This is a genomic window from Serratia ficaria (genome assembly GCF_900187015.1).
GTDB classification, from domain to species: Bacteria; Pseudomonadota; Gammaproteobacteria; order Enterobacterales; family Enterobacteriaceae; genus Serratia; species Serratia ficaria.
Window position 1 is genome coordinate 4,823,577 of record NZ_LT906479.1, and the last position, 20,218, is coordinate 4,843,794.

Here is a 20,218-nt window from a genome sequence, read left to right on the forward strand (position 1 = left end):
GATTAGCGCCCTCCGTGCGGCAGCGGGTTACGCAGCCAGTCGCCATAGGCGTCGGCATGGCTTTTCAGCACCTCCGGCTTTTGCCGGCGCGCCCAGTACACCAGGATCGGCGTCAGCCAGTGCATGTGGCACATGGCGGCGGTCAGTTCGAACGGGCGCAGGATATCCTCCATCGGATAACGGTTATAACCGCCGGTGCGGTAGGCGCCCTCCGGTTCGCCGGTGGTGATCACCGAACGCCAATACTTGCCCGCCAGCGCATTGCCGCCCACGCCGCTGGCGAAGCCGCGCGACAGCACGCGATCCAGCCACTCTTTCAGCAGCGCCGGGCAGCTGTAAGTATAAAGAGGATGTTGAAAAACAATGACCTGATGGTCACGCAGCAGCTGTTGTTCGTGGTGAATATCGATAAAAAAGTCAGGATAGTGCGCGTATAAATCGTGCACGGTGACATGTTCCAACTGCTGCGCCGGTCGAAGCAAAACCCGGTTAGCCACCGAGTCATGGGATTCCGGATGGGCATACAGCAGCAGGACCTTGGGCGGCTGCGACATCATTCCCCTCCAAAGCGTCGTCAGGGTAGCGGTTTTCCGTTACCATGCAGCGCAAAGACAAAAACAGCGCGCTCAATCGGCGCTGTTACCTTAATGATAATTTAACATACTCTGAACATACGGCGCTTTATGATTGTATTCTCCTCGCTACAAATCCGACGCGGCACCCGCGTCCTGCTGGACAACGCCACGGCGACGGTTAATCCAGGTCAGAAGGTCGGCCTGGTGGGCAAGAACGGCTGCGGCAAATCGACGCTGCTGGCGCTGCTGAAGGGCGAAATCGCCGCGGACGGCGGCAGCTATACCTTCCCCGGCAACTGGGCGCTGGCCTGGGTCAACCAGGAGACGCCGGCGCTGGAGGTGCCGGCGATCGAGTATGTTATCGACGGCGACCGCGAGTTCCGCCAGCTGGAAGCCGAGTTGCAGCTGGCGAACGAGCAAAACGACGGCCACGCCATCGCCACGCTGCACGGCAAGCTGGACGCCATCGACGCCTGGACCATCCGCGCCCGCGCCGCCAGCCTGCTGCACGGCCTCGGCTTCTCCAATGAGCAGCTGCAAAGCCCGGTGCGCGCCTTCTCGGGCGGCTGGCGCATGCGTCTCAACCTGGCGCAGGCGCTGGTGTGCCGCTCGGACCTGCTGCTGCTCGACGAACCGACCAACCACCTGGATCTCGATGCGGTGATCTGGCTGGAACGCTGGCTGAAAAACTACCCGGGCACGCTGGTGCTGATCTCGCACGACCGCGACTTCCTCGATCCGATCGTCGACAAGATCCTGCATATCGAGCAGCAGGCGATGAACGAATACACCGGCAACTACTCCTCGTTCGAGCGCCAGCGCGCCACCAAGCTGGCGCAGCAACAGTCGCTGTATCAGCACCAGCAGGAGAAAGTGGCGCATCTGCAGAGCTACATCGACCGCTTCCGCGCCCAGGCCACCAAGGCCAAACAGGCGCAGAGCCGCATCAAGATGCTGGAGCGCATGGAGCTGATCGCCCCGGCCCACGTCGACAACCCGTTCACCTTCAGCTTCCGCGCGCCGGAGAGCCTGCCGAATCCGCTGCTGCGCATGGAGAAGGTCAGCGCCGGCTATGGCGACAAGGTGATCCTGAAGTCGATCAAGCTCAACCTGGTGCCCGGCTCGCGCATCGGCCTGCTCGGCCGCAACGGCGCCGGCAAGTCGACGCTGATCAAGCTGCTGGCCGGCACGCTGGAACCGCTGAGCGGCGAGATTGGCCTGGCGAAGGGCATCAAGCTGGGCTACTTCGCCCAGCATCAGCTGGAGTTCCTGCGCGCAGACGAGTCGCCGCTGCAGCACCTGAGCCGCATCGCCCCCCGGGTGCTGGAACAGCAGCTGCGCGATTACCTGGGCGGCTTCGGCTTCCAGGGCGACAAGGTCACCGAGCAGACCGAACGCTTTTCCGGCGGCGAAAAAGCCCGGCTGGTGCTGGCGTTGATCGTCTGGCAGCGCCCTAACCTGCTGCTGCTCGACGAACCGACCAACCACCTGGATCTCGATATGCGCCAGGCGCTGACCGAAGCGCTGATCGACTTCGAAGGCGCGCTGGTGGTGGTCTCGCACGACCGTCACCTGCTGCGTTCCACCACCGACGATCTGTACCTGGTGCACGACGGCCAGGTGGAGGCGTTCGAGGGTGACCTGGACGACTACCAGCAATGGCTGATCGAGCTGCAACGTCAGGAGAGCCAGCAGGATGCGCCGGAGAAGGAAAACAACGGCAACAGCGCGCAGGCGCGCAAAGATCAGAAACGGCGCGAGGCCGAGTTCCGCACCCAGACCCAGCCGCTGCGCAAGCAGATCGCCAAGCTGGAACAGCAGATGGAAAAACTGGGCGCCGAACTGGCGGCGATAGAGGAGAAGCTGGCGGATTCGGCGCTGTACGACATCGGCCGCAAGGCCGAGCTGACCGAATGCCTGCAACAACAAAGCCAGGCCAAATCCGCGCTGGAAGAGACGGAAATGACCTGGCTGGACGCGCAGGAACAGCTGGAACAGTTAACGCAAGCGTTTGAGTCCTAAGCGTTACGCCTTGTAAAAAGGTTTGTCCCCCAAGATAGTCGCGCGGTGCATAATGCGCCGCTGCGGCAGGTAATCCGCGTTGGCGTAATGCTGCGTCACGCGGTTATCCCAGATCGCCACGTCATTCTCCTGCCAGCGCCAGCGCACCTGAAACTCCGGTTTGGTGATATGGGCGAACAGGAAATTGAGCAGCGCATCGCTCTCCTTCGGTGCCAGATCGACAATCCGCGTGGTGAAACCTTCGTTGACGAACAGCGCCTGCCGCCCGCTGACCGGATGGGTACGCACCACCGGATGCAGCAGCGGCGGGTTCTTCTGCACCGCCAGCCGCCAGCGCTGAAGCTCTTCTTCACTGCCGCGGTGCTTGTGTTCCGGGAACGACTTGGTGAAGTCGTGCTCGGCCCGCAATCCGGCCAACAGCGTTCTGAAGGGGGCGGACAGCGCCTCGTACGCGGCGATGCCGCTGGCCCACAGCGTGTCGCCGCCGGTGGCGGGCAGCGTTTTGGCCGCCAGGATCGCCCCCTGCGGCGGATTTTCGATAAAGGTCACGTCGGTGTGCCAGTTGTCGTTATCCGGCGGGTTGTCGTCGTGGGTGTCCAGCACGATGATCTCTTCCACGTCGGTGGCGTGCGGGTAAACCGGGTGAATATGCAGATCGCCGAAGCGGCCGGCCAGATCGCGCTGCTGCAGCGGCGTGATCGGCTGATTGCGGAAGAACAGCACCTGGTGCTTCAGCAGCGCATGGTACAGCTGCTCGAACTGGCCGTCGCCCAATGGCCGCGCCAGCGCCACATTATCCACCAGCGCGCCGATATAAGGCCCCAGCGGGGTGATACTCAGACGTTCGTTCATTGCTGTACTCCATGCCAGGGGGTCAATCGGCGCTGCAGGGCGCGCAGCCCCAGCTCCAGCCCAAATGCAATAATCGCAATCACGCCGATGCCGGCCAGCACCACGTCGGTCGCCAGAAACTCACCGGCGGATTGCACCATAAATCCCAGGCCGCGCGTGGCGGCGATCAGTTCGGCGGCCACCAGCGTCGACCAGCCGACGCCCAGCCCGATACGGATGCCGGTCAGGATCTCCGGCAGCGCGCTCGGCAGCACCACGAAACGCAACAGCTGCCAGCGGTTGGCGCCCAGCGCGCGCGCCGCGCGCACTCGCACCTGCGCCACGCTGCGCACCCCCGCTACCGCGGAAAGCGTCACCGGCGCGAAAATGGCCAGATAAATCAACAGTATTTTCGATGTTTCGCCAATGCCGAACCAGATCACCATCAACGGCAGATAGGCCAGCGGCGGCACCGGGCGGTAAATTTCAATCAGCGGGTCGAGAATGCCGCGCACCCTGTCGTTCAGCCCCATGGCGATGCCCACCGGAACGCCGACGATCACCGCCGCCAGCAGCGCCACCAGAATGCGCCCCAGGCTGGCCGCCAAATGCTGCCACAGGGTGGCGTCCATAAAGCCCTGCGGGCTGGCGATAGTGATTAATTGATGCAGCACCTGCTGCGGCGCCGGTAAAAACAGCGGGCTGATCAGGTTCAGCGCGGTCACGCCCCACCAGATGGCCAGCACCGTCAGCAGGGTGGCACCGCTCAGCCAAACGTTGCGCGGCAGGCTGAAACGGCGCGCGGTCCCGGCCTGCGGCTGCTGCGCCGCGCGCTTCAGGGTAGAATGCAGGCTCATGGCAATGCCTCGCGCTGTTGGAAGACTTTGCCCAGCACGTATTCGCGCTGCGCGATAAATTCAGGATCGGACTTGATCGCACGGCAGGGTTCGCCGTCGGCGTAGCGCCGGCCGAAGTTCAGCGCCAACCGCTCCACTACCTGCCCCGGCCCCGGCGAAAGCAGCAGCAGCTCGCTGGCGAGGAATACCGCCTCTTCGATGTCGTGGGTGATCAGCAACACCTGCTTGCCGGTGTCGCGCCAGATGGTCAGCAACAGCTCCTGCATCTGTTCGCGGGTGAAGGCGTCCAGCGCGCCGAAGGGTTCGTCCAGCAGCAGCAGGCGCGGATCGGCCGCCAGCGCGCGGGCGATGCCGACGCGCTGGCGCATGCCGCCGGAGAGCTGCCAGATAAAGTGTTGTTCGTAGCCGGCCAGCCCCACGCGCTGCAGCATCTGCTGCGCTACCTGGCGGCGCTGCGCTTTGCCCACGCCGGCCAGCTGCAAGCCGAATTCGACGTTATCCGCCACGTTGCGCCACGGCAGTAAACCCTCATGCTGGAACACCACGCCCCGTTCGGCCCCCGGGCCGTTAACCGGCGTTCCATCCAGCCGGATGCTGCCGGCTGATGGCTCAATAAACCCGGCGATCAAATTCAGCAGCGTGGTTTTGCCGCAGCCCGACGGGCCGAGCACCACCACCAGCTGCCCGGGGGCTATCTGGAACGAGACGTCGCGCAGCGCGGGACGCCCCTGATACTCTGCCGAAAGATGGTTAACGTTTAGCATCCGGCTTCCTTACGACTGCGGCGCAGCCTGCACCTGTTTCACAAAGCGGTCGGTCACATAGGCGCTGTAATCGCCGTCGACCTGCGGGATTTTGCCCTGCTGTTTAAGGAATTCGGCGGTGTCGCGAATGGCCTTGTCCACCGGCTGGCCAAGCTGGGTTATCTGATCCGCCACCGGCAGATAGCGGTTGCCCTTCACCAGTTCCGGCACCTGCGCCTCGGGCACGCCGCTCAGGCGCGCCAGGGTGCTGAGGTTGCCCTGATCCTTCAACCATTTTTCCGGCTCCGCCAGATAGGCTTTTTGCGCCTGCAGGGCGCTGGCGGCGAAGGCGGTCACCACTTCGGGATGCTTATCGGCGAAGTCTTTGCGCACCACCCACACGTCCAGCGTCGGCGAACCCCATTGCCCCACCTGTTCGGAGTCGGTCAGCACCTTGCCCTGCTTGGCCAGCTCGTTAACGACCGGCGCCCAGACGTACGCGCCGTCGATATCGCCGCGCTGCCAGGCGGCGGCGATGGCCGGCGGCTGCAGGTTAAGGATTTTCACCTGTTCGGGTTTGATGCCCCAGTGCTTGAGCGAGGCCAGCAGGCTGTAATGGGTGGTGGAGATGAACGGCACCGCGATGCGCTTGCCGATCAGATCTTTCGGGCTCTTGATGTCGTTCTTCACCACCAGCGCCTCGGAGCTGCCGAGCTGCGAGGCGATGAGAAACACTTCGATGGGGAGCTTCTGGCTGGCGGCGACCGCCAACGGGCTGGAGCCGATGTTGCCGATCTGCACGTCACCGGAAGCCAGCGCGCGCAGCACGCTGGAGCCGCTGTCGAATTTGCGCCAGTCGACGGTGGCGCCGGATCTTTTGGCGAAGCTGTTTTCCGCCTGCGCCACCTTGGCGGGCTCCGCCGAGGTCTGGTACGCCACGGTCACGTCCACCGCGTAGGCGCTGGCCGCGCTGAGCGACAACACCAGCAGCGCCGCGCTGCGTAAGGAAAAGAGTTTGCCCGCCATGTTCCGCTCCGTTGATAAAAGTCTGTTCAGTTGCTGACAGTTTTATCCGAGCGGTGGCGGGCGATAAAAGAATAAAAAAGTCTTCTTTATTACTTAATGAAATATGAATTCTTCTATATCGATCCACTCTCCACCGGCGAGGCTGCTGCGCTGGGCCGCGTCGATAAACGCCATGCCCTGCACCCCGGCTTCAATCCCCGGCAGCAGCGGCGCAGCCTGCGGCCCTTCACGCAGCCGGCGCGCGGCCTCGCGGTAGATCTGGCCGAAGCCCTCCAGATACCCTTCGGGGTGGCCCGCAGGCACCCGCGCCAGCTGGCGGTTCTCCGCATACTGGAAAGACGACGCGCGGGTAATGCAGTAGGCCGGCGCGTCCCGCGGGCGCACCCACAGCTGGTTCGGCTGCTCCTGGCAAAACGCCAGGCTGCCCTCGCTGCCGTATACCCGCAGCCGCAGGCCATTTTCGTGCCCGCAGGCCACCTGGCTGGCCCACAGGCGGCCTTTGGCACCGTTGGCGTAACGCATTTGCACCCGCACGTCGTCATCCAACCGGCGGCCCGCAATAAAGGTGCTGAGTTCGGCGCTGATCGCCTGCGGCAGCAGGCCGCTGACAAACTGCGCCAGCTGCCAGGCGTGGGTACCCACGTCGCCGATGCAGCCGGCGCCGGCCTTCTCCGGCTGAGCGCGCCAACCGGCCTGCTTGTTGTCGGTCAGCTCCAGCGGCTGCGCCAGCCACTCCTGCAGATACTCCACCTCGATAAAGCGCAGCTCTCCCAGCTCACCGGCCAGCACCCGGCTGCGCGCCTCGCGCACCAGCGGATAGGCGCTGTAGTTATGGGTCAGAATGAGCTGCCGCCCACTGCGCCGCACCGTCTCGGCCAGCTGCAGCGCCTCGGCGTAGCTGTTGCACAACGGTTTGTCGCAGATGACGTCGATGCCGGCGTTGAGGAAGGCGCTCGCCACCGGCGCATGCAGGTAGTTAGGGGTCACGATCGCCACCGCATCGATGCCGTCGGCGCGGGCCGCTTCCGCCTGCGCCATCCGGCTGAAGTCGCGGTAACAGCGCTGCGGATCGAGGTGCAGCCGTTCGCCGGTGCGGCGGCAGTTTTCGGCGTCGGAGGAGAAGGCCCCGGCCACCAGCTCAAACTCGTCGTCCATCCGCGCCGCCAACCGATGCACCGCGCCGATAAACGCCCCTTCGCCGCCCCCGACCATGCCCAAGCGTAATCTCATGGCTGCTCTCCGATGCCCAGCATCTTTTTAATCTGTCTGGCTTCGCCGCCGCCGGCGGCGAAATCATCAAACGCCCGGCCGGCGACCGGAATGATATGGCGGGCGATGAACTCGGCCCCTTCCCGCGCGCCAACCTCCGGCGACTTCAGGCAGCACTCCCATTCCAGCGTGGCCCAGCCGGGGAAGTCGTACTGCGCCAGCTTGCTGAAAATCGCCGGGAAGTCTATCTGCCCGTCGCCGAGCGAACGAAAACGTCCCGGCCTTTCCAGCCATGGCTGATAGCCGCCATAGACGCCGCTGCGGGCGCTGGGCCGATACTCGGCGTCTTTAACGTGAAACGCCCGGATGCGCGAGTGATACAGATCGATAAACCCGAGGTAGTCCATCTGTTGCAAATGCAGATGGCTGGGGTCGTACAAAATGTGGCAGCGCGGGTGATTGCCGACCTGGCGCAGGAAGCGCTCGAAGGTCACGCCGTCGTGCAGGTCTTCCCCCGGATGCAGCTCATAGCAGAGATCGACGCCGGCATCGTCGAAGGCGTCGAGGATCGGCCGCCAGCGCTGCGCCAGCTGGCTGAAGGCCTCCTCCAGCAACAGGGCGTTGTGCGGCGGCCAGGGATAGAAGTAAGGCCAGGCCAGCGCGCCGGAAAAGGTCACGTGCGCCGTCAGTCCGAGCCGCCGCGACGCCTGCGCCGCCATCAGCAGCTGCTCGGTCGCCCATGCCTGCCGCGCCTGCGGGTTGCCGCGCAGCGGCGGCGGAGCGAAGCCGTCGAAGGCCGCATCGTAAGCCGGATGCACCGCCACCAGCTGCCCCTGCAGATGCGTGGACAGTTCGGAAATCGCCAGGCCGCGCCGCGCCAGCCGTTCGCGCACCTCGTCGCAATATTCCTGGCAATGCGCCGCCCGCTCCAGGTCAAAAATGGACGGCGTGCCGGTCGGGATCTGCAGGCTTTTGAACCCCAGCCCGGCGGCCCAGTCGGCCAGCCCGTCCAACGTATCAAACGGCGCCTGCGCGCCGATAAACTGCGCCAGAAACAGTCCCGGCCCCTGAATGGTCTTCATGATCCTTTTCTCCCTAAGGTTACCGTTTTCTGGCTGCGCACCGCTTCATCCGCCGCCAATACCACTCGCAGGCTGTTCACCGCATCCTGCCAGTGGCGGCCAAGATCCAGCCCTTCGCGTATCGCCTGCAAAAAGTAACGTTGCTCGCTCAGGCACAGCGCCAGATGATCCGGTTCGTCCTGACAGTCGATCCAGCGGTCCGGGCGAACGAACCTATTGGCGCCGTCGAGCTGCGCGTAATGGATGCGCAGCGATTCGGTGCGGGTATGGGCGTCGACGTTATCCGACGCTCCCGCCGCCTGCCGCGCCACGATCGAAACCGCCCCCAGCGGGCCGATGACGTCTTTCACAAAAAAAGCGGTTTCGCTGATCATCGGCCCCCAGCCCGCTTCGTACCAACCGACCGAGCCGTCGGCGAAGCGCACCTGCAGCTGGCCGTAGTTGTACATCTCCGGCGGCAGCGCATCGCTCAGCCGCGCGCCGATGGCGCTGACGCCGATCGGTTCCGACTCGGTCATCTGGCACATGACGTCGAGGTAATGCACGCCGCAGTCGACGATCGGCGACAGCGACTGCATCAGGTTGCGATGCACGTCCCACATCGCGCCGTGGCTCTGCTGGTTGAGGTTCATGCGCATCACCAGCGGCTTGCCCAGGCCGCGCGCCAGCTCGACAAACTGCCGCCACGACGGGTGATGCCGCAGGATATACCCGACCACCACCTGCCTACCGGCGGCGCGCGCGGCGGCGATCACCCGCTCCGCCCCGGCCACGGTGGTGGCGAGCGGCTTTTCAATAAACAGATGGCAGCCGGCGGCCAGCGCCGCCAGCGCATAGGGTTCGTGGGTGTCAGGCCAGGTGGTCAGACAGACCGCATCCGGGCGCGTAACCGCCAGCGCCTGCGCGAAGTCGATGAACTCCGGGTAGCCGCCGCCCAGCCGGGCATTGAGCCGGCGCCGGGTATCGCCGCGCGCCACCAGCCCGCAAATCTCGACGCCCGCCATGCCGTGGTAAGCTTCGGCGTGCGAAGCCCCCATATTGCCGCAGCCCACCACCAGTACGCGTAAATCAGCCATCTCGCTTCTCCCCCTGCGGGGTTTCCCGGTAGTTGAAGGTAAAGAAGAACAGCGCGGCGATAACCAGCGCGCCGACCGCCGGATACCACCAGAAGCTCTGCCACTGCGGCAACGCCGCCGCCCCTTCCGCCGTTACCAGGCGGTTGAACAACGCGCCGCTGATCTGCGAGCCGATCAGCATGCCCAGTCCGTAGGTGAACAGCACCAGCAGGCTCTGCGCCTGTCCCTTGACCTTATCGCCCGCCACCTTGTCGGTGTAGATAAAACCGATCACAAAGAAGAAGTCGTAACACATGCCGTGCAGGATGATGCCGAGGTAAATCATCCAGCGCAGCTCCTCGGTGATGCCCAACGCGAACATCACGTAGCGCAGGAACCAGGACAGCATGCCGATCAGCAACATCGCCTTGATGCCCAGCCGGGCGAACAGGAAGGGGATCAGCAGCATAAAGAACAGCTCGGACATCTGCCCCAGCGACATCACGCCGCCGACGTTGCTGAAGCCGGTGGCCGCCACGAAGGGCGCGGCATAGGCGTAATAGGCCGCCAGCGGAATGGAAATCAGCGTGGCGCAGATGATGAACACCAGGAAATGCCGCTGTTTCAGCATGGCGAACGCATCGGCGCACAGCAGGTCGCGCATTTTTACCGGCTTGCCGCGCTCCGGCGCCGGGGTATGCGGCAGGGTAAAGCTGTAAATGGCCAGCACCAGCGAAGCCGCCGCCGCCAGCGTGAAAATGCCGGTGCTGTCGGACAGCCCGCCGGCGCCGACGATCAGGCCGGCGACGATCCAGCCGAAGGTGCCGAACGCCCGCACCACCGGGAAGGCCTTCTCGCTGTTGCTCAGGCTGTAAAACGCCACGTTGTTGCTGAGGGCGATGGTCGGCATATAGCACAGCATGTAGCCGAAGATGACCCACAGCAGGCCGCTCTGCCCGCTGCTGAAGAAACCCGGCATCAGCCACAGCAGCCCGGCGCCAATCAAGTGCAGGACACCCAGCACCTTCTGCGAGGCGAAGAAACGGTCCACCACCATGCCCAGCACGAACGGCGACAGGATCGAGGCGATCGGGCCGGTGGAATAGGCGTCGCCGATGATCGCCGCCAGCCCGTACTTGCCCATCACCACGCCGAGCGTGACGTACCAGGCGCCCCAGACAAAGAACTGCAGGAACATCATCAGCGCCAACCGCGGCACTACCCATTTGAATTCGACGCTTTTGGCCCCCAGGGCCGCGCTGTCAGTTTGCATAATTCCCCCCTCGGTATTGTTGTAATGTTGTCTAACCGCTTTCCGGCAGGAAGGACGGCATAACCACACCGCCGGGTTGCTGCGCATGGCCTTTCACCTGCGCCACATGCAATTCGCAAATCCGCCCGCCCCACTGCAGCAGCACCTGGCTGAGGGCGGAACGCCGGGCCGGCACCAGCACCACCGGCGTTTCGCCGCGGTGATGCCGATCCAGCATCCAGCCGATCAGCTCCAGCGCGATCTCTTCGCTGTGGCTGCAGCCCGGCCCCAGCATGCGCAAAGCCGGGTGCGCCACCGAGGCCAGGTAACCGCCGATGCCGCCGTCCAGCTCCCACACCGCAGTGCGCCACAGTCCGCCGGCGTCATTGAGGAAGTCGTCGATGTCTCGCCGCCGTTCGATGCCCAACAGCTCTCGTTCCAACTGCAGGATACCGGCCAGATCGTCCGGCCGGGCGGCGCGCACCCGGCCGCGCGTCAGCCGCAGAGCGGGAAATCCCTCGGCCGGCACCGGGATCGCCATATCCTGATACATCGCATAAGGGGTAAAGCCGGCGCGGTGATACAGCGCGTAGGAGTCGAGGTTCAGCGCGCTGGACAACAGCCGGATAGGCAAATCGCCCGCCAGCTCGTCGGCCTTGACAATCAACTGCGCGGCGATGCCGCGGCCGAAATAATCGGGATGCACATTCATGATGCCCAGCCCGAGATGCGTAGCGCGCGGGTGGAAAAAGCAGGAGCCGCACAGCACCCCCTGTTCATCGCGCACTATCCAGTGCCGGTCGGGATCCAGCCGGCGATATACGTCGACGAACAGCCCGCAGCCGTCCGGCTCGGCGGGGAAAATGTCGCCCATGCCGTGACGCCGATACCAGGCGTTGGTCGATAGCTGAATCAGCCGTGCAATCTCCTGGCGATCGCCCTGTTGCGCTAATGAAAGTTGCATCCGCCACCTCTTTTGCGTTTAGGAAGCCGGCGAAATAACGCGAAATCATGAAATGTAATCGATTTCATTTTCACCATGAGCAAAATGTAATCGATTTCTTTTTTTCGGCAACCTGATTAATGTAGAGAAAGGCATTGATAAGATGAATTTGTAACCGCCGTCACAATCCGGTGGCCGGGCGCGGACAGGCTCCCGCACTTCGGCATATTGTGCGGGGCAAATGGGCAGAAGGAACAGCAAACCATGTCGATAGAAAAGGTGGCGAAACTCGCCGGCGTCTCCGCCGCAACCGTCTCGAGGGTGTTGAACGGCCAGCAAATCGTCAAACCGGCCACCCGCGACAGGGTGCTGGCGGCGATCCGCGAATGCGACTATCAGCCCAACCTGCTGGCGCGCCAGCTGCGCACCGCACGCAGCCGCATGCTGCTGGTGCTGGTCTCCAGCATCACCAACCCCTTTTGTTCGCTGGTGGTGCGCGGCATCGAAGAAGAAGCCGAACGCCACGGCTACCACATTCTGCTGTGCAACTCCGAATCCAACCCGACGCGCGAATCCGCCTACCTCAGCCTGCTGAGCGGCAAAGTGGTGGACGGCGTGATCACCATGGACGCCGTCAGCTGCCTGCCCGGCCTGACCGCCATGATCGGCGATTTCCCCTGGGTGCAGTGCGGCGAAGGCGATCCCCACTTTCGCGCCTCGTCGGTCACCATCGACAACCACCAGGCGGCGATGGCCGGCGTGCGCTATCTGGCGGCGCAGGGCCGACGGCGCATTGCGCTGATCAACAGCGATATGCGTTACCTCTATTCACAGCAGCGGGAACAGGGTTACCGACAGGCGCTGGCCGAACTGGGGCTGGACTATTGCCGGGTGGAATACGTTGAGGGGCTGGAATATGCCGCCGGCGCGCTGGCGATGAGCCGGCTGCTGGACGCGCAACCGCGGCCGGATGCGGTGTTCGCCATCTCCGACGTGATCGCCGGCGGCGCGATGAGCACCCTGCACCGGCAGGGGTTGGCGATCCCGGCTGAGGTGGCGGTAATGGGCTTCGACGGCGTGCCGTTCGGCGCCGTCACCACCCCGCCGCTGACCACCGTCGAACAGCCGATGCACCAGTTTGGCGTGCGTAGCGTGCAGTTGCTGCTGGAAAAAATCAAAAACCCGCAGCAGCCGCCGAGCAATGACGTGCTCGACTGGCGGCTGGTGCGACGCGGTTCGGCCTGATTACAGGCTGATTTCACCGCGTAAAAATGTCTGCGCATAGCCGCCGATCAGCGTGCGATCGCCCTTCTGCTCGCAGAACAACTCGCCGCCGCGCGCCGAGATCTGCCGCGCGTGCAGCCGGTGGCGGCCAAGACGCGCCGTCCAGTAAGGCAGCAGCGTGCAGTGCGCTGAGCCGGTTACCGGATCTTCGCCGCCGTCCAGGGTGAAATAGCGCGAGACGAAGTCCACGTCCTCGCCCGGCGCGCTGACGATCACCGCGCGGCCGGCCAACGCGATCAACGCCGGGATATCCGGCTGCAACGCCCGCAGCTGCGCCTCATTCCCCAACACCGCCAGCAGCGCGTTGGCCTGCCACACTTCCTGCGGCCTGGCGCCCAGCAGCGCCGCCAGCCCGGCGGGCTCCGCGACCTTCTGCGGCGGCCGCGACGGGAAATCGAGCACCAGGCGCTCGCCGTCCTGCGCGTCGCGCTTGACGTACAGCTCGCCGCCGGCCGAGCGGAAACGGATATCCTGCAGCGCCGGATTGACCGCGCTGAACATCACGTGCGCGGCCGCCAGCGTGCCGTGCCCGCACAGGTCCACTTCACGCTCGGGGGTGAACCAGCGGATCGCCGTCATGTCGCCGTCATCCCAGACGAAACTGGTTTCCGGCAGGCCGATTTCGTTGGCGATGGCCTGCATCCGCGCCGCCGGCAGCGGCTGCGGCAACAGGCAAACGCCGGCCGGATTGCCGCGCAGGCCGTCACCGGTAAAGGCGACGACGTGGAAATAGTTTTCCGTCATAACATGTCCTCAGTGCCAGATCAGCAACACGCAGGCTGCGGTCAACAACCCCATGGAAACGTTGAAGATAATCCAGGCTTTCTTGCTGCGCAGCAGGCGGCCGATCACCGTGCCGAATCCCAGCCAGATAATGCCGGCGATAATATTCACCACCAGAATGCCCAACGCAATCGCCGCGATGGAATGGTTATACTCGTCGCCCGCCAGGCTGAAGCTCGCCACCGCGCCCAGCGCCATCAGCCAGGCCTTGGGGTTGAGGAACTGCAGCAGCCAGCCCTGATACAAACGCACCGGTTTGGGCGGCGCCACGTCGGTCTCCAGCTTTTCATAGGCGGCGGTGGCGACTTTCCACGCCAGCCACAGCAGATACAGGCTACCGAGAATTTTCAGGATCAGGTGCAGCGACGGGTAAACCAGGATCAGGCTGCCGACGCCGAACGCCACCAGCAGCAGGATGCTTTGCATGCCGAGCATGATGCCGATCATCAGCCACAGCGAGCGCATAAAGCCGAAATTGGCGCCGGAGGTGGTCAGTAACATATTATTGGGGCCAGGCGTGATGGCGGCTACCCACAGGAAGCCTAACATCGAAAGAAATAAACTCAGTTCCATGAGGCGGGTGCTCCTCACCCAGGTCGCTTTTTTGCAGTATTATTGTCAATTCATGGTATTGAAGCTAACAGTGCGCTATTGATCTCACAATAGCCGCCAACAAGATTTTTATTCAGGTTATGCATGAATCTTTTCGCCCCCTGAGCGGGGCCAGCAATCCGCACCTGCAAACGCTATTGCCGCGGCTGGTGCGCCGCCGCGTGTTGTTGAAACCGCACTGGCAGCGGCTGGAATTGCCCGACGGCGATTTTGTCGATCTCGCCTGGAGCGAGGACCCCGCGCTGGCCGGCGACAAACCGCGCGTGGTGCTGTTCCACGGCCTGGAAGGCAACTTCTACAGCCCGTACGCACACGGCCTGCTCAACGCCTGGCGCGAAAAAGGCTGGCTCGGCGTGGTGATGCATTTTCGCGGCTGCAGCGGCGTGCCCAATCGCAAGCAGCGCATCTACCATTCCGGTGAAACCGAAGACGCCCGCTTCTTCCTGCAGTGGCTGCGCGCCACTTACGGTACGGCGCCGACCGCCGCGGTGGGCGTCTCGCTCGGCGGCAACATGCTGGCCTGTTATCTGGCCCAGCAGGGCGCCGACAGCCTGCTGCAGGCGGCGGTGGTGGTATCGGCGCCGCTGATGCTGGAACCCTGTTCGTTCCGCATGGATCAGGGATTTTCCCGCGTTTATCAGCGCTATCTGCTGGGGCAGCTGAAGCAAAACGCCACCCGCAAGCTGCTGCACTATCCGGACACCCTGCCGCTCAGGCTGCCGCAGCTCAATCGCCTGCGGCGCATCCGCGAGTTCGACGACGCCATCACCTCGCGCATCCACGGCTTCAGCGACGCCACCGATTATTACCGGCGCTGCAGCGCGCTGCCGTTGCTGCCGGCGATCCAAACGCCGCTGCTGATCATCCATGCGAAGGACGATCCCTTCATGACCGATGAAGTGATCCCCGAAGTCGCCAACCTGCCGCGCAACATCGAATACCAGCTGACCGAGTTTGGCGGCCACGTCGGCTTCGTTGGCGGCACGCTGAAAAAACCGCAAATGTGGCTGGAATATCGCATTCCATCCTGGCTATCCCCTTATCTGGACATCCCGACGTGATTATCCCCTGGAAAGAATTGGCAACCGACACCCTGAACAGCCTGATCGAATCCTTTGTGCTGCGGGAAGGCACCGACTACGGCGAACATGAACGCTCGCTGGAACAGAAGGTGGAAGACGTGCGCCGCCAGCTGAAAAGCGGCGAAGTGGTGCTGATGTGGTCGGAGCTGCATGAAACCGTCAACATCATGCCGCGCGGGCAGCTACGCGCCGGGCAGGAAGAAATTTAGTGGTTATCGGTTCTATGACTGACGGAAAAAATCAGGTAACAATGGGCCATTGCAAACCAGCGCGCGAGATTTTGCCCCCGGCGAAAGGGCGTCAAACAAACCCATAACCATATCTGAATCTGACGCCGGCGCATTTAACACGGAGTGACAACCATCATGTCTGCCAAACATCCCGTTATCGCGGTGACCGGCTCCAGCGGAGCCGGCACCACCACCACCAGCGTGGCGTTCCGCAAGATTTTCCAGCAGCTCAACATTCGCGCCGCGGAGCTCGAAGGCGACAGCTTCCACCGCTATACCCGGCCGGAAATGGACGCGGCGATCCGCAAGGCGCGCGACCTGGGGCGGCATATCAGCTACTTCGGCCCCGAGGCCAACGATTTCGGCCTGCTGCAGCAGAGCTTTATCGAGTACGGCAAAAACGGCACCGGCCGCTCGCGCAAGTACCTGCACACCTATGACGAGGCGGTGCCCTACAATCAGGTGCCCGGCACCTTCACCCCCTGGGAGCCGCTGCCGGCGCCGACCGACGTGCTGTTTTACGAGGGCCTGCACGGCGGCGTGGTCACCGAACACAACGACGTGGCCAACCATGTCGACCTGCTGGTCGGGGTGGTGCCGATAGTCAACCTGGAATGGATCCAGAAGCTGATCCGCGATACCGGCGAGCGCGGCCATTCCCGCGAGGCGGTGATGGACTCTGTCGTGCGTTCGATGGAAGACTACATCAACTACATTACGCCGCAGTTCTCGCGCACCCACATCAACTTCCAGCGCGTGCCGACGGTGGACACCTCCAACCCGTTCGCCGCCAAGGCGATCCCCTCGCTGGATGAAAGCTTCGTGGTGATCCACTTCCGCGGGCTGGATCAGATTGATTTCCCCTACCTGCTGGCGATGCTGCAGGGCTCGTTCATCTCGCACATCAACACGCTGGTGGTGCCGGGCGGCAAAATGGGGCTGGCGATGGAGCTGATTATGGCGCCGCTGGTGCAACGGCTGCTGGAAGGCAAGAAGATCGAATGATAGCGCACGGGCGCAGCGCTGGCCGCGCCCGTTAACCGGTTATTCCGGGCTGCGGATCTCGAAGCTGTGGGTCACGCTGGCGGCCTTGTTCAGCATCAGCGCGACCGAACAATACTTCTCGGCCGACAGGTTGACCGCCCGCTCAACGATCTTGTCGGTCAGATGCTGGCCGGTCACGATGAAATGCAGGTTGATACGGGTAAACAGGCGCGGCGCTTCTTCGCGGCGTTCGGAGGTCAGTTTGACTTCGCAGTCGCGCACGTCGTTGCGGCCTTTTTGCAGGATCGACACCACGTCGATCGCGCTGCAGCCGCCCACCGACATCAGCACCATTTCCATCGGGCTGGGCGCCTTGTCGCCGGCGTTGCCGTCCATCAGCACCTGATGGCCTGACGCCGATTCACCCAGAAACGTTAACCCTTCCACCCACTTGACTCTTGCCTGCATACTGGTCACTCCGGTTGATTTCTTAAAATCAGGGTACGCTTTCGCATAGAAACAGGCAACGGAACCTGATGCTAATCATGCTGAAGCGAGACAACACAAGACACCCGCCTTACTCTGTGCTACAAACAGAGCCGCAATAAATCTTTCCGGGACACTGATTTCAGGGAAACGCCCAGGGAAAGGCTCCTTTACCGGTATGTTAATAGAATGTAGCTTGCAGCTCTCCCGGCAAGTTAATATGCTAGAGCGACAGCGTATATTTATGACACGCCTCAAAACCTGCCGATAGCCCTCGCTCAGACAACGGCTACAGGCACGTTTTACAGGGAACTCTGACCCCTGTGACACAAGGCAGCGATAACAACAGAGGATAACAGCGAATGGTTCTCGGCAAACCGCAAACAGACCCTACTCTCGAATGGTTCCTGTCTCATTGCCATATCCACAAATATCCATCGAAGAGTACGCTGATTCACCAAGGTGAAAAGGCCGAAACGCTTTACTACATCGTGAAAGGCTCCGTAGCGGTGCTGATCAAGGATGAAGAAGGTAAAGAGATGATCCTGTCCTACCTCAACCAGGGGGATTTCATCGGCGAGCTCGGATTGTTTGAAGAAGGTCAGGAGCGCAGCGCCTGGGTTCGGGCGAAGACCGCCTGTGAAGTGGCTGAAATTTCCTATAAGAAATTCCGTCAGCTGATCCAGGTTAACCCAGACATCCTGATGCGCCTGTCCGCCCAGATGGCAAGCCGCCTGCAGGTCACCTCCGAGAAAGTGGGCAACCTCGCCTTCCTGGACGTTACCGGCCGCATCGCGCAAACCCTGCTGAACCTGGCGAAACAGCCTGATGCCATGACCCACCCGGACGGCATGCAGATCAAGATCACCCGTCAAGAAATCGGCCAGATCGTCGGCTGCTCACGCGAAACCGTTGGCCGTATTCTGAAAATGCTGGAAGACCAAAACCTGATCTCCGCCCACGGCAAAACCATTGTCGTCTACGGCACGCGTTAATCACTGAAAAAACGGCGCAGCGATGCGCCGTTTTTTTATCTGCAGCCTGCGATGTGGCGCCGCCTGATCTACCACCCCGAAGTCAACTACGCACTGCGGCAAACGCTGGTGCTGTGCCTGCCGGTACTGCTCGGCCTGCTGATTGGCCAGCTGCAGCTCGGCCTGCTGTTTTCGCTGGTTCCCGCCTGCTGCAACATCGCCGGGCTGGACACGCCCCATAAACGCTTCTTTAAACGTCTGATCGTCGGCGGTTCGCTGTTCGCGCTCAGCAGCCTGCTGTTGCAACAGGCGCTGCTGTGGCAGGTGCCGCTGCCGGCGCTGATGCTCGGCCTGGCGCTGCTGCTCGGCGTCAGCGGGGAAATCAGCCCGCTGCACGCCCGGCTGCTGCCGGCGGCGCTGGTGGCCGCCATTTTTTCCCTCAGCATGGCCGGTACGGTGCCGATCTGGCAGGCGCCGCTGCTGTACGTCATCGGCACCGCCTGGTACGGCCTGTTCACCTGGTTCTGGTTCAAGCTGTGGAAAGAGCAGCCGATGCGCGAGTCTTTGAGCCAGCTGTATCTGGAGCTGGCGGACTACTGCGAGGCCAAATATTCGCTGCTGACCCAGCACACCGATCCGCAAACCGCGCTGCCGCCGCTGCTGGTGCGCCAGCAAAAGGTGATGGATCTGATCGGCCTGCTGTATCAGCAGCTCAACTTCCTGCCGCACGCCAGCAATCTGGAGCAAAAACGCCTGCTGCGCACCTTCCAGGTGGCGCTGGATCTGCAGGAGCACATTACCGTCAGCCTGCATCAGCCGGAAGAGGTGCAAAAACTGGTGGAGCAAAGCCAGGCCGAAGCGATTATCCGCCGCAACGCCCAGGTGATCGCCGGCCGGCTGCGCGTGGTGGCGCACGATATCCTCTATCATCAGCATTCGCAGCGCTTCAATATGACCCATGAACTGGCGGCGTTGGAGAAGGTGGCGGCGCAGCATGCCGACAACCCGGTCGGCCAGTTCTGCTATTACCATTTCAGCCGCATCGCCCGCCTGCTGCGCACCCAGCGCCCGCTGTACCGTCGCGATCTGATGGCCAATCAGAGCCGCCTGCCGTTCTGGCCGGCGCTGGCCAGCTACCTGTCGTTCAGGTCCAACGCCCTGCGCAACGCCGCGCGGCTGGGCGTCACGCTGGCGCTCGGCAGCAGCCTGGGGATGATGTTCAACCTGCCCAAGCCTTACTGGATCCTGTTGACCATCATGCTGGTGAGCCAGAACGGCTACAATGCCACCCGGGTGCGGATCCAGCACCGTGCGCTCGGCACCCTGGCCGGGCTGATGATCGCCGCCGGCCTGCTGCGGCTGCAGCTGCCGGAGGCCGAAACCCTGAGCATCATGTTGGCGATCACGCTGCTGGCCTACCTGGTTTCGCGGAAAAACTACGGGCTGGCGGTCATCGGCTTCACGGTTACCGCGGTGTACACCCTGCAGCTGCTGGCGCTGAACGGCTCCCATTTCCTGGTGCCGCGCCTGGTCGATACGCTGATTGGCTGCGTGCTGGTCTTCGGCGGCACCATCTGGCTGTGGCCGCAGTGGCAAAGCGGCCTGCTGCGCAAAAACGCGCACCAGGCGCTGGAAAACGATCAGCGCGCGCTGCGGCTGATGCTGGAAGAACGGGAGCCGGATCCCGCCGCGCTGGCCTATGCGCGCATGCAGGTCAATCAGGCGCATAATGCGCTGTTCACCTCGCTGAATCAGGCGATGCAGGAACCGGGATTCGCTTCGGATTATCTGGCGGATATGCGGCTGTGGGTCACCCACAGCCAGTTTATCGTCGAGCACCTCAACGCCATGACCATCCTGGCGCGCGAGCACTACATGCTGACGCCAACGCTGGCGGAAGAGTACCTGCAAACCTGTGAAATCGCGCTGCAAAGCTGCCAGCAGCGGCTGGAATACGACGGGCCGAGCAGCAGCAACAGCGGCATCATGCAGCCGCCGGATCTGCATCCCGACATGCCGGTCACCGAGATGGAACGCCACCTGCGGCGCATCCTGTCGCACCTGAGCGTGATGCACACCATTTCGTCGCTGGCCTGGAGCCAGCGCCCGCACCACGGCATCTGGCTGAAACGCAAGCTGCGCGATCAATAAGGGCGCGGCATGGCCGCGCCCCAATCGTCGCACGCCG

The 20,218-nt window shown here is 63.0% G+C and carries 20 protein-coding genes; 7 read left to right on the forward strand and 13 right to left on the reverse strand.

The features are described 5' to 3' along the window. Positions 1 to 2: 2 nt before the first annotated feature. Positions 3 to 554 carry a glutathione-regulated potassium-efflux system ancillary protein KefG gene (gene kefG, locus CKW09_RS22640; protein ID WP_061799013.1) on the reverse strand — a complete coding sequence of 184 codons (552 nt, stop codon included), beginning with the start codon at positions 552 to 554 and terminating at the stop codon, positions 3 to 5. A 129-nt stretch (positions 555 to 683) separates the two neighbouring features. Here kefG and CKW09_RS22645 point away from each other — a divergent pair, with 129 nt between their 5' ends. Further along, entirely contained in the window at positions 684 to 2,597 is a 1,914-nt protein-coding gene (locus CKW09_RS22645; RefSeq protein ID WP_095099581.1) for an ABC transporter ATP-binding protein, read from the forward strand. A gap of 3 nt (positions 2,598 to 2,600) precedes the next feature. Here the strand turns inward: CKW09_RS22645 and tauD are convergent, their stop codons facing one another. From tauD to CKW09_RS22690, 9 genes are all read right to left on the reverse strand, one after another. After that, entirely contained in the window at positions 2,601 to 3,449 is an 849-nt protein-coding gene (gene tauD / locus CKW09_RS22650; RefSeq protein WP_061798879.1) for a taurine dioxygenase, read from the reverse strand. Beyond that, a complete protein-coding gene (gene tauC / locus CKW09_RS22655; protein ID WP_061798881.1) occupies positions 3,446 to 4,285 on the reverse strand; it encodes a taurine ABC transporter permease TauC in 840 nt (279 codons plus the stop codon). The genes tauD and tauC overlap by 4 nt, the downstream gene beginning before the upstream one ends. After that, a complete protein-coding gene (gene tauB / locus CKW09_RS22660; RefSeq protein ID WP_061798883.1) occupies positions 4,282 to 5,049 on the reverse strand; it encodes a taurine ABC transporter ATP-binding subunit in 768 nt (255 codons plus the stop codon). The genes tauC and tauB overlap by 4 nt, the downstream gene beginning before the upstream one ends. Positions 5,050 to 5,058: 9 nt before the next feature. After that, positions 5,059 to 6,054, reverse strand: coding sequence for a taurine ABC transporter substrate-binding protein (gene tauA, locus CKW09_RS22665; RefSeq protein ID WP_061798885.1), 996 nt, complete (start codon positions 6,052 to 6,054; stop codon positions 5,059 to 5,061). Between the two features lie 93 nt (positions 6,055 to 6,147). Next, positions 6,148 to 7,284 (reverse strand): Gfo/Idh/MocA family protein, encoded by a 1,137-nt coding sequence (locus CKW09_RS22670; RefSeq protein ID WP_095099594.1) that lies wholly within the window; start codon positions 7,282 to 7,284, stop codon positions 6,148 to 6,150. Continuing rightward, positions 7,281 to 8,345 carry a sugar phosphate isomerase/epimerase family protein gene (locus CKW09_RS22675; protein WP_061798889.1) on the reverse strand — a complete coding sequence of 355 codons (1,065 nt, stop codon included), beginning with the start codon at positions 8,343 to 8,345 and terminating at the stop codon, positions 7,281 to 7,283. The genes CKW09_RS22670 and CKW09_RS22675 overlap by 4 nt, the downstream gene beginning before the upstream one ends. Then, positions 8,342 to 9,421, reverse strand: coding sequence for a Gfo/Idh/MocA family protein (locus tag CKW09_RS22680; RefSeq protein ID WP_095099597.1), 1,080 nt, complete (start codon positions 9,419 to 9,421; stop codon positions 8,342 to 8,344). Before CKW09_RS22680 ends, CKW09_RS22675 begins: the two co-directional genes overlap by 4 nt. Continuing rightward, positions 9,414 to 10,673 (reverse strand): MFS transporter, encoded by a 1,260-nt coding sequence (locus tag CKW09_RS22685; protein WP_061798893.1) that lies wholly within the window; start codon positions 10,671 to 10,673, stop codon positions 9,414 to 9,416. Before CKW09_RS22685 ends, CKW09_RS22680 begins: the two co-directional genes overlap by 8 nt. A 31-nt stretch (positions 10,674 to 10,704) precedes the next feature. After that, positions 10,705 to 11,616, reverse strand: coding sequence for a GNAT family N-acetyltransferase (locus tag CKW09_RS22690; protein WP_095099601.1), 912 nt, complete (start codon positions 11,614 to 11,616; stop codon positions 10,705 to 10,707). Positions 11,617 to 11,859: 243 nt separating this feature from the next. Here CKW09_RS22690 and CKW09_RS22695 point away from each other — a divergent pair, with 243 nt between their 5' ends. Next, complete coding sequence (locus CKW09_RS22695; protein WP_061798897.1) at positions 11,860 to 12,840, forward strand: LacI family DNA-binding transcriptional regulator; 981 nt, start codon at positions 11,860 to 11,862, stop codon at positions 12,838 to 12,840. Here the strand turns inward: CKW09_RS22695 and CKW09_RS22700 are convergent, their stop codons facing one another. After that, positions 12,841 to 13,623 (reverse strand): PhzF family phenazine biosynthesis protein, encoded by a 783-nt coding sequence (locus CKW09_RS22700; protein ID WP_061798899.1) that lies wholly within the window; start codon positions 13,621 to 13,623, stop codon positions 12,841 to 12,843. A gap of 9 nt (positions 13,624 to 13,632) precedes the next feature. Then, a complete protein-coding gene (locus CKW09_RS22705; protein WP_061798901.1) occupies positions 13,633 to 14,235 on the reverse strand; it encodes a LysE family translocator in 603 nt (200 codons plus the stop codon). A 119-nt stretch (positions 14,236 to 14,354) separates the two neighbouring features. On the opposite strand from CKW09_RS22705, the gene CKW09_RS22710 reads away from it, so the two are divergent. The 3 genes from CKW09_RS22710 (at position 14,355) to CKW09_RS22720 (ending at position 16,591) form a co-directional block, all read left to right on the forward strand. Next, positions 14,355 to 15,335, forward strand: coding sequence for a hydrolase (locus CKW09_RS22710; RefSeq protein ID WP_061798903.1), 981 nt, complete (start codon positions 14,355 to 14,357; stop codon positions 15,333 to 15,335). Next, on the forward strand, positions 15,332 to 15,565 hold the full coding sequence (locus tag CKW09_RS22715) for a YheU family protein (RefSeq protein ID WP_061798906.1): 234 nt from the start codon (positions 15,332 to 15,334) through the stop codon (positions 15,563 to 15,565). The genes CKW09_RS22710 and CKW09_RS22715 overlap by 4 nt, the downstream gene beginning before the upstream one ends. A 156-nt stretch (positions 15,566 to 15,721) precedes the next feature. Beyond that, complete coding sequence (locus CKW09_RS22720) at positions 15,722 to 16,591, forward strand: phosphoribulokinase (protein ID WP_061798915.1); 870 nt, start codon at positions 15,722 to 15,724, stop codon at positions 16,589 to 16,591. A gap of 39 nt (positions 16,592 to 16,630) precedes the next feature. Here the strand turns inward: CKW09_RS22720 and CKW09_RS22725 are convergent, their stop codons facing one another. Beyond that, positions 16,631 to 17,038 carry an OsmC family protein gene (locus CKW09_RS22725; RefSeq protein WP_061798916.1) on the reverse strand — a complete coding sequence of 136 codons (408 nt, stop codon included), beginning with the start codon at positions 17,036 to 17,038 and terminating at the stop codon, positions 16,631 to 16,633. A gap of 380 nt (positions 17,039 to 17,418) precedes the next feature. Here CKW09_RS22725 and crp point away from each other — a divergent pair, with 380 nt between their 5' ends. Beyond that, entirely contained in the window at positions 17,419 to 18,051 is a 633-nt protein-coding gene (crp, locus tag CKW09_RS22730; RefSeq protein WP_004090925.1) for a cAMP-activated global transcriptional regulator CRP, read from the forward strand. A gap of 51 nt (positions 18,052 to 18,102) precedes the next feature. Then, on the forward strand, positions 18,103 to 20,181 hold the full coding sequence (locus CKW09_RS22735) for a YccS/YhfK family putative transporter (RefSeq protein ID WP_061798918.1): 2,079 nt from the start codon (positions 18,103 to 18,105) through the stop codon (positions 20,179 to 20,181). Positions 20,182 to 20,218: the final 37 nt, after the last annotated feature.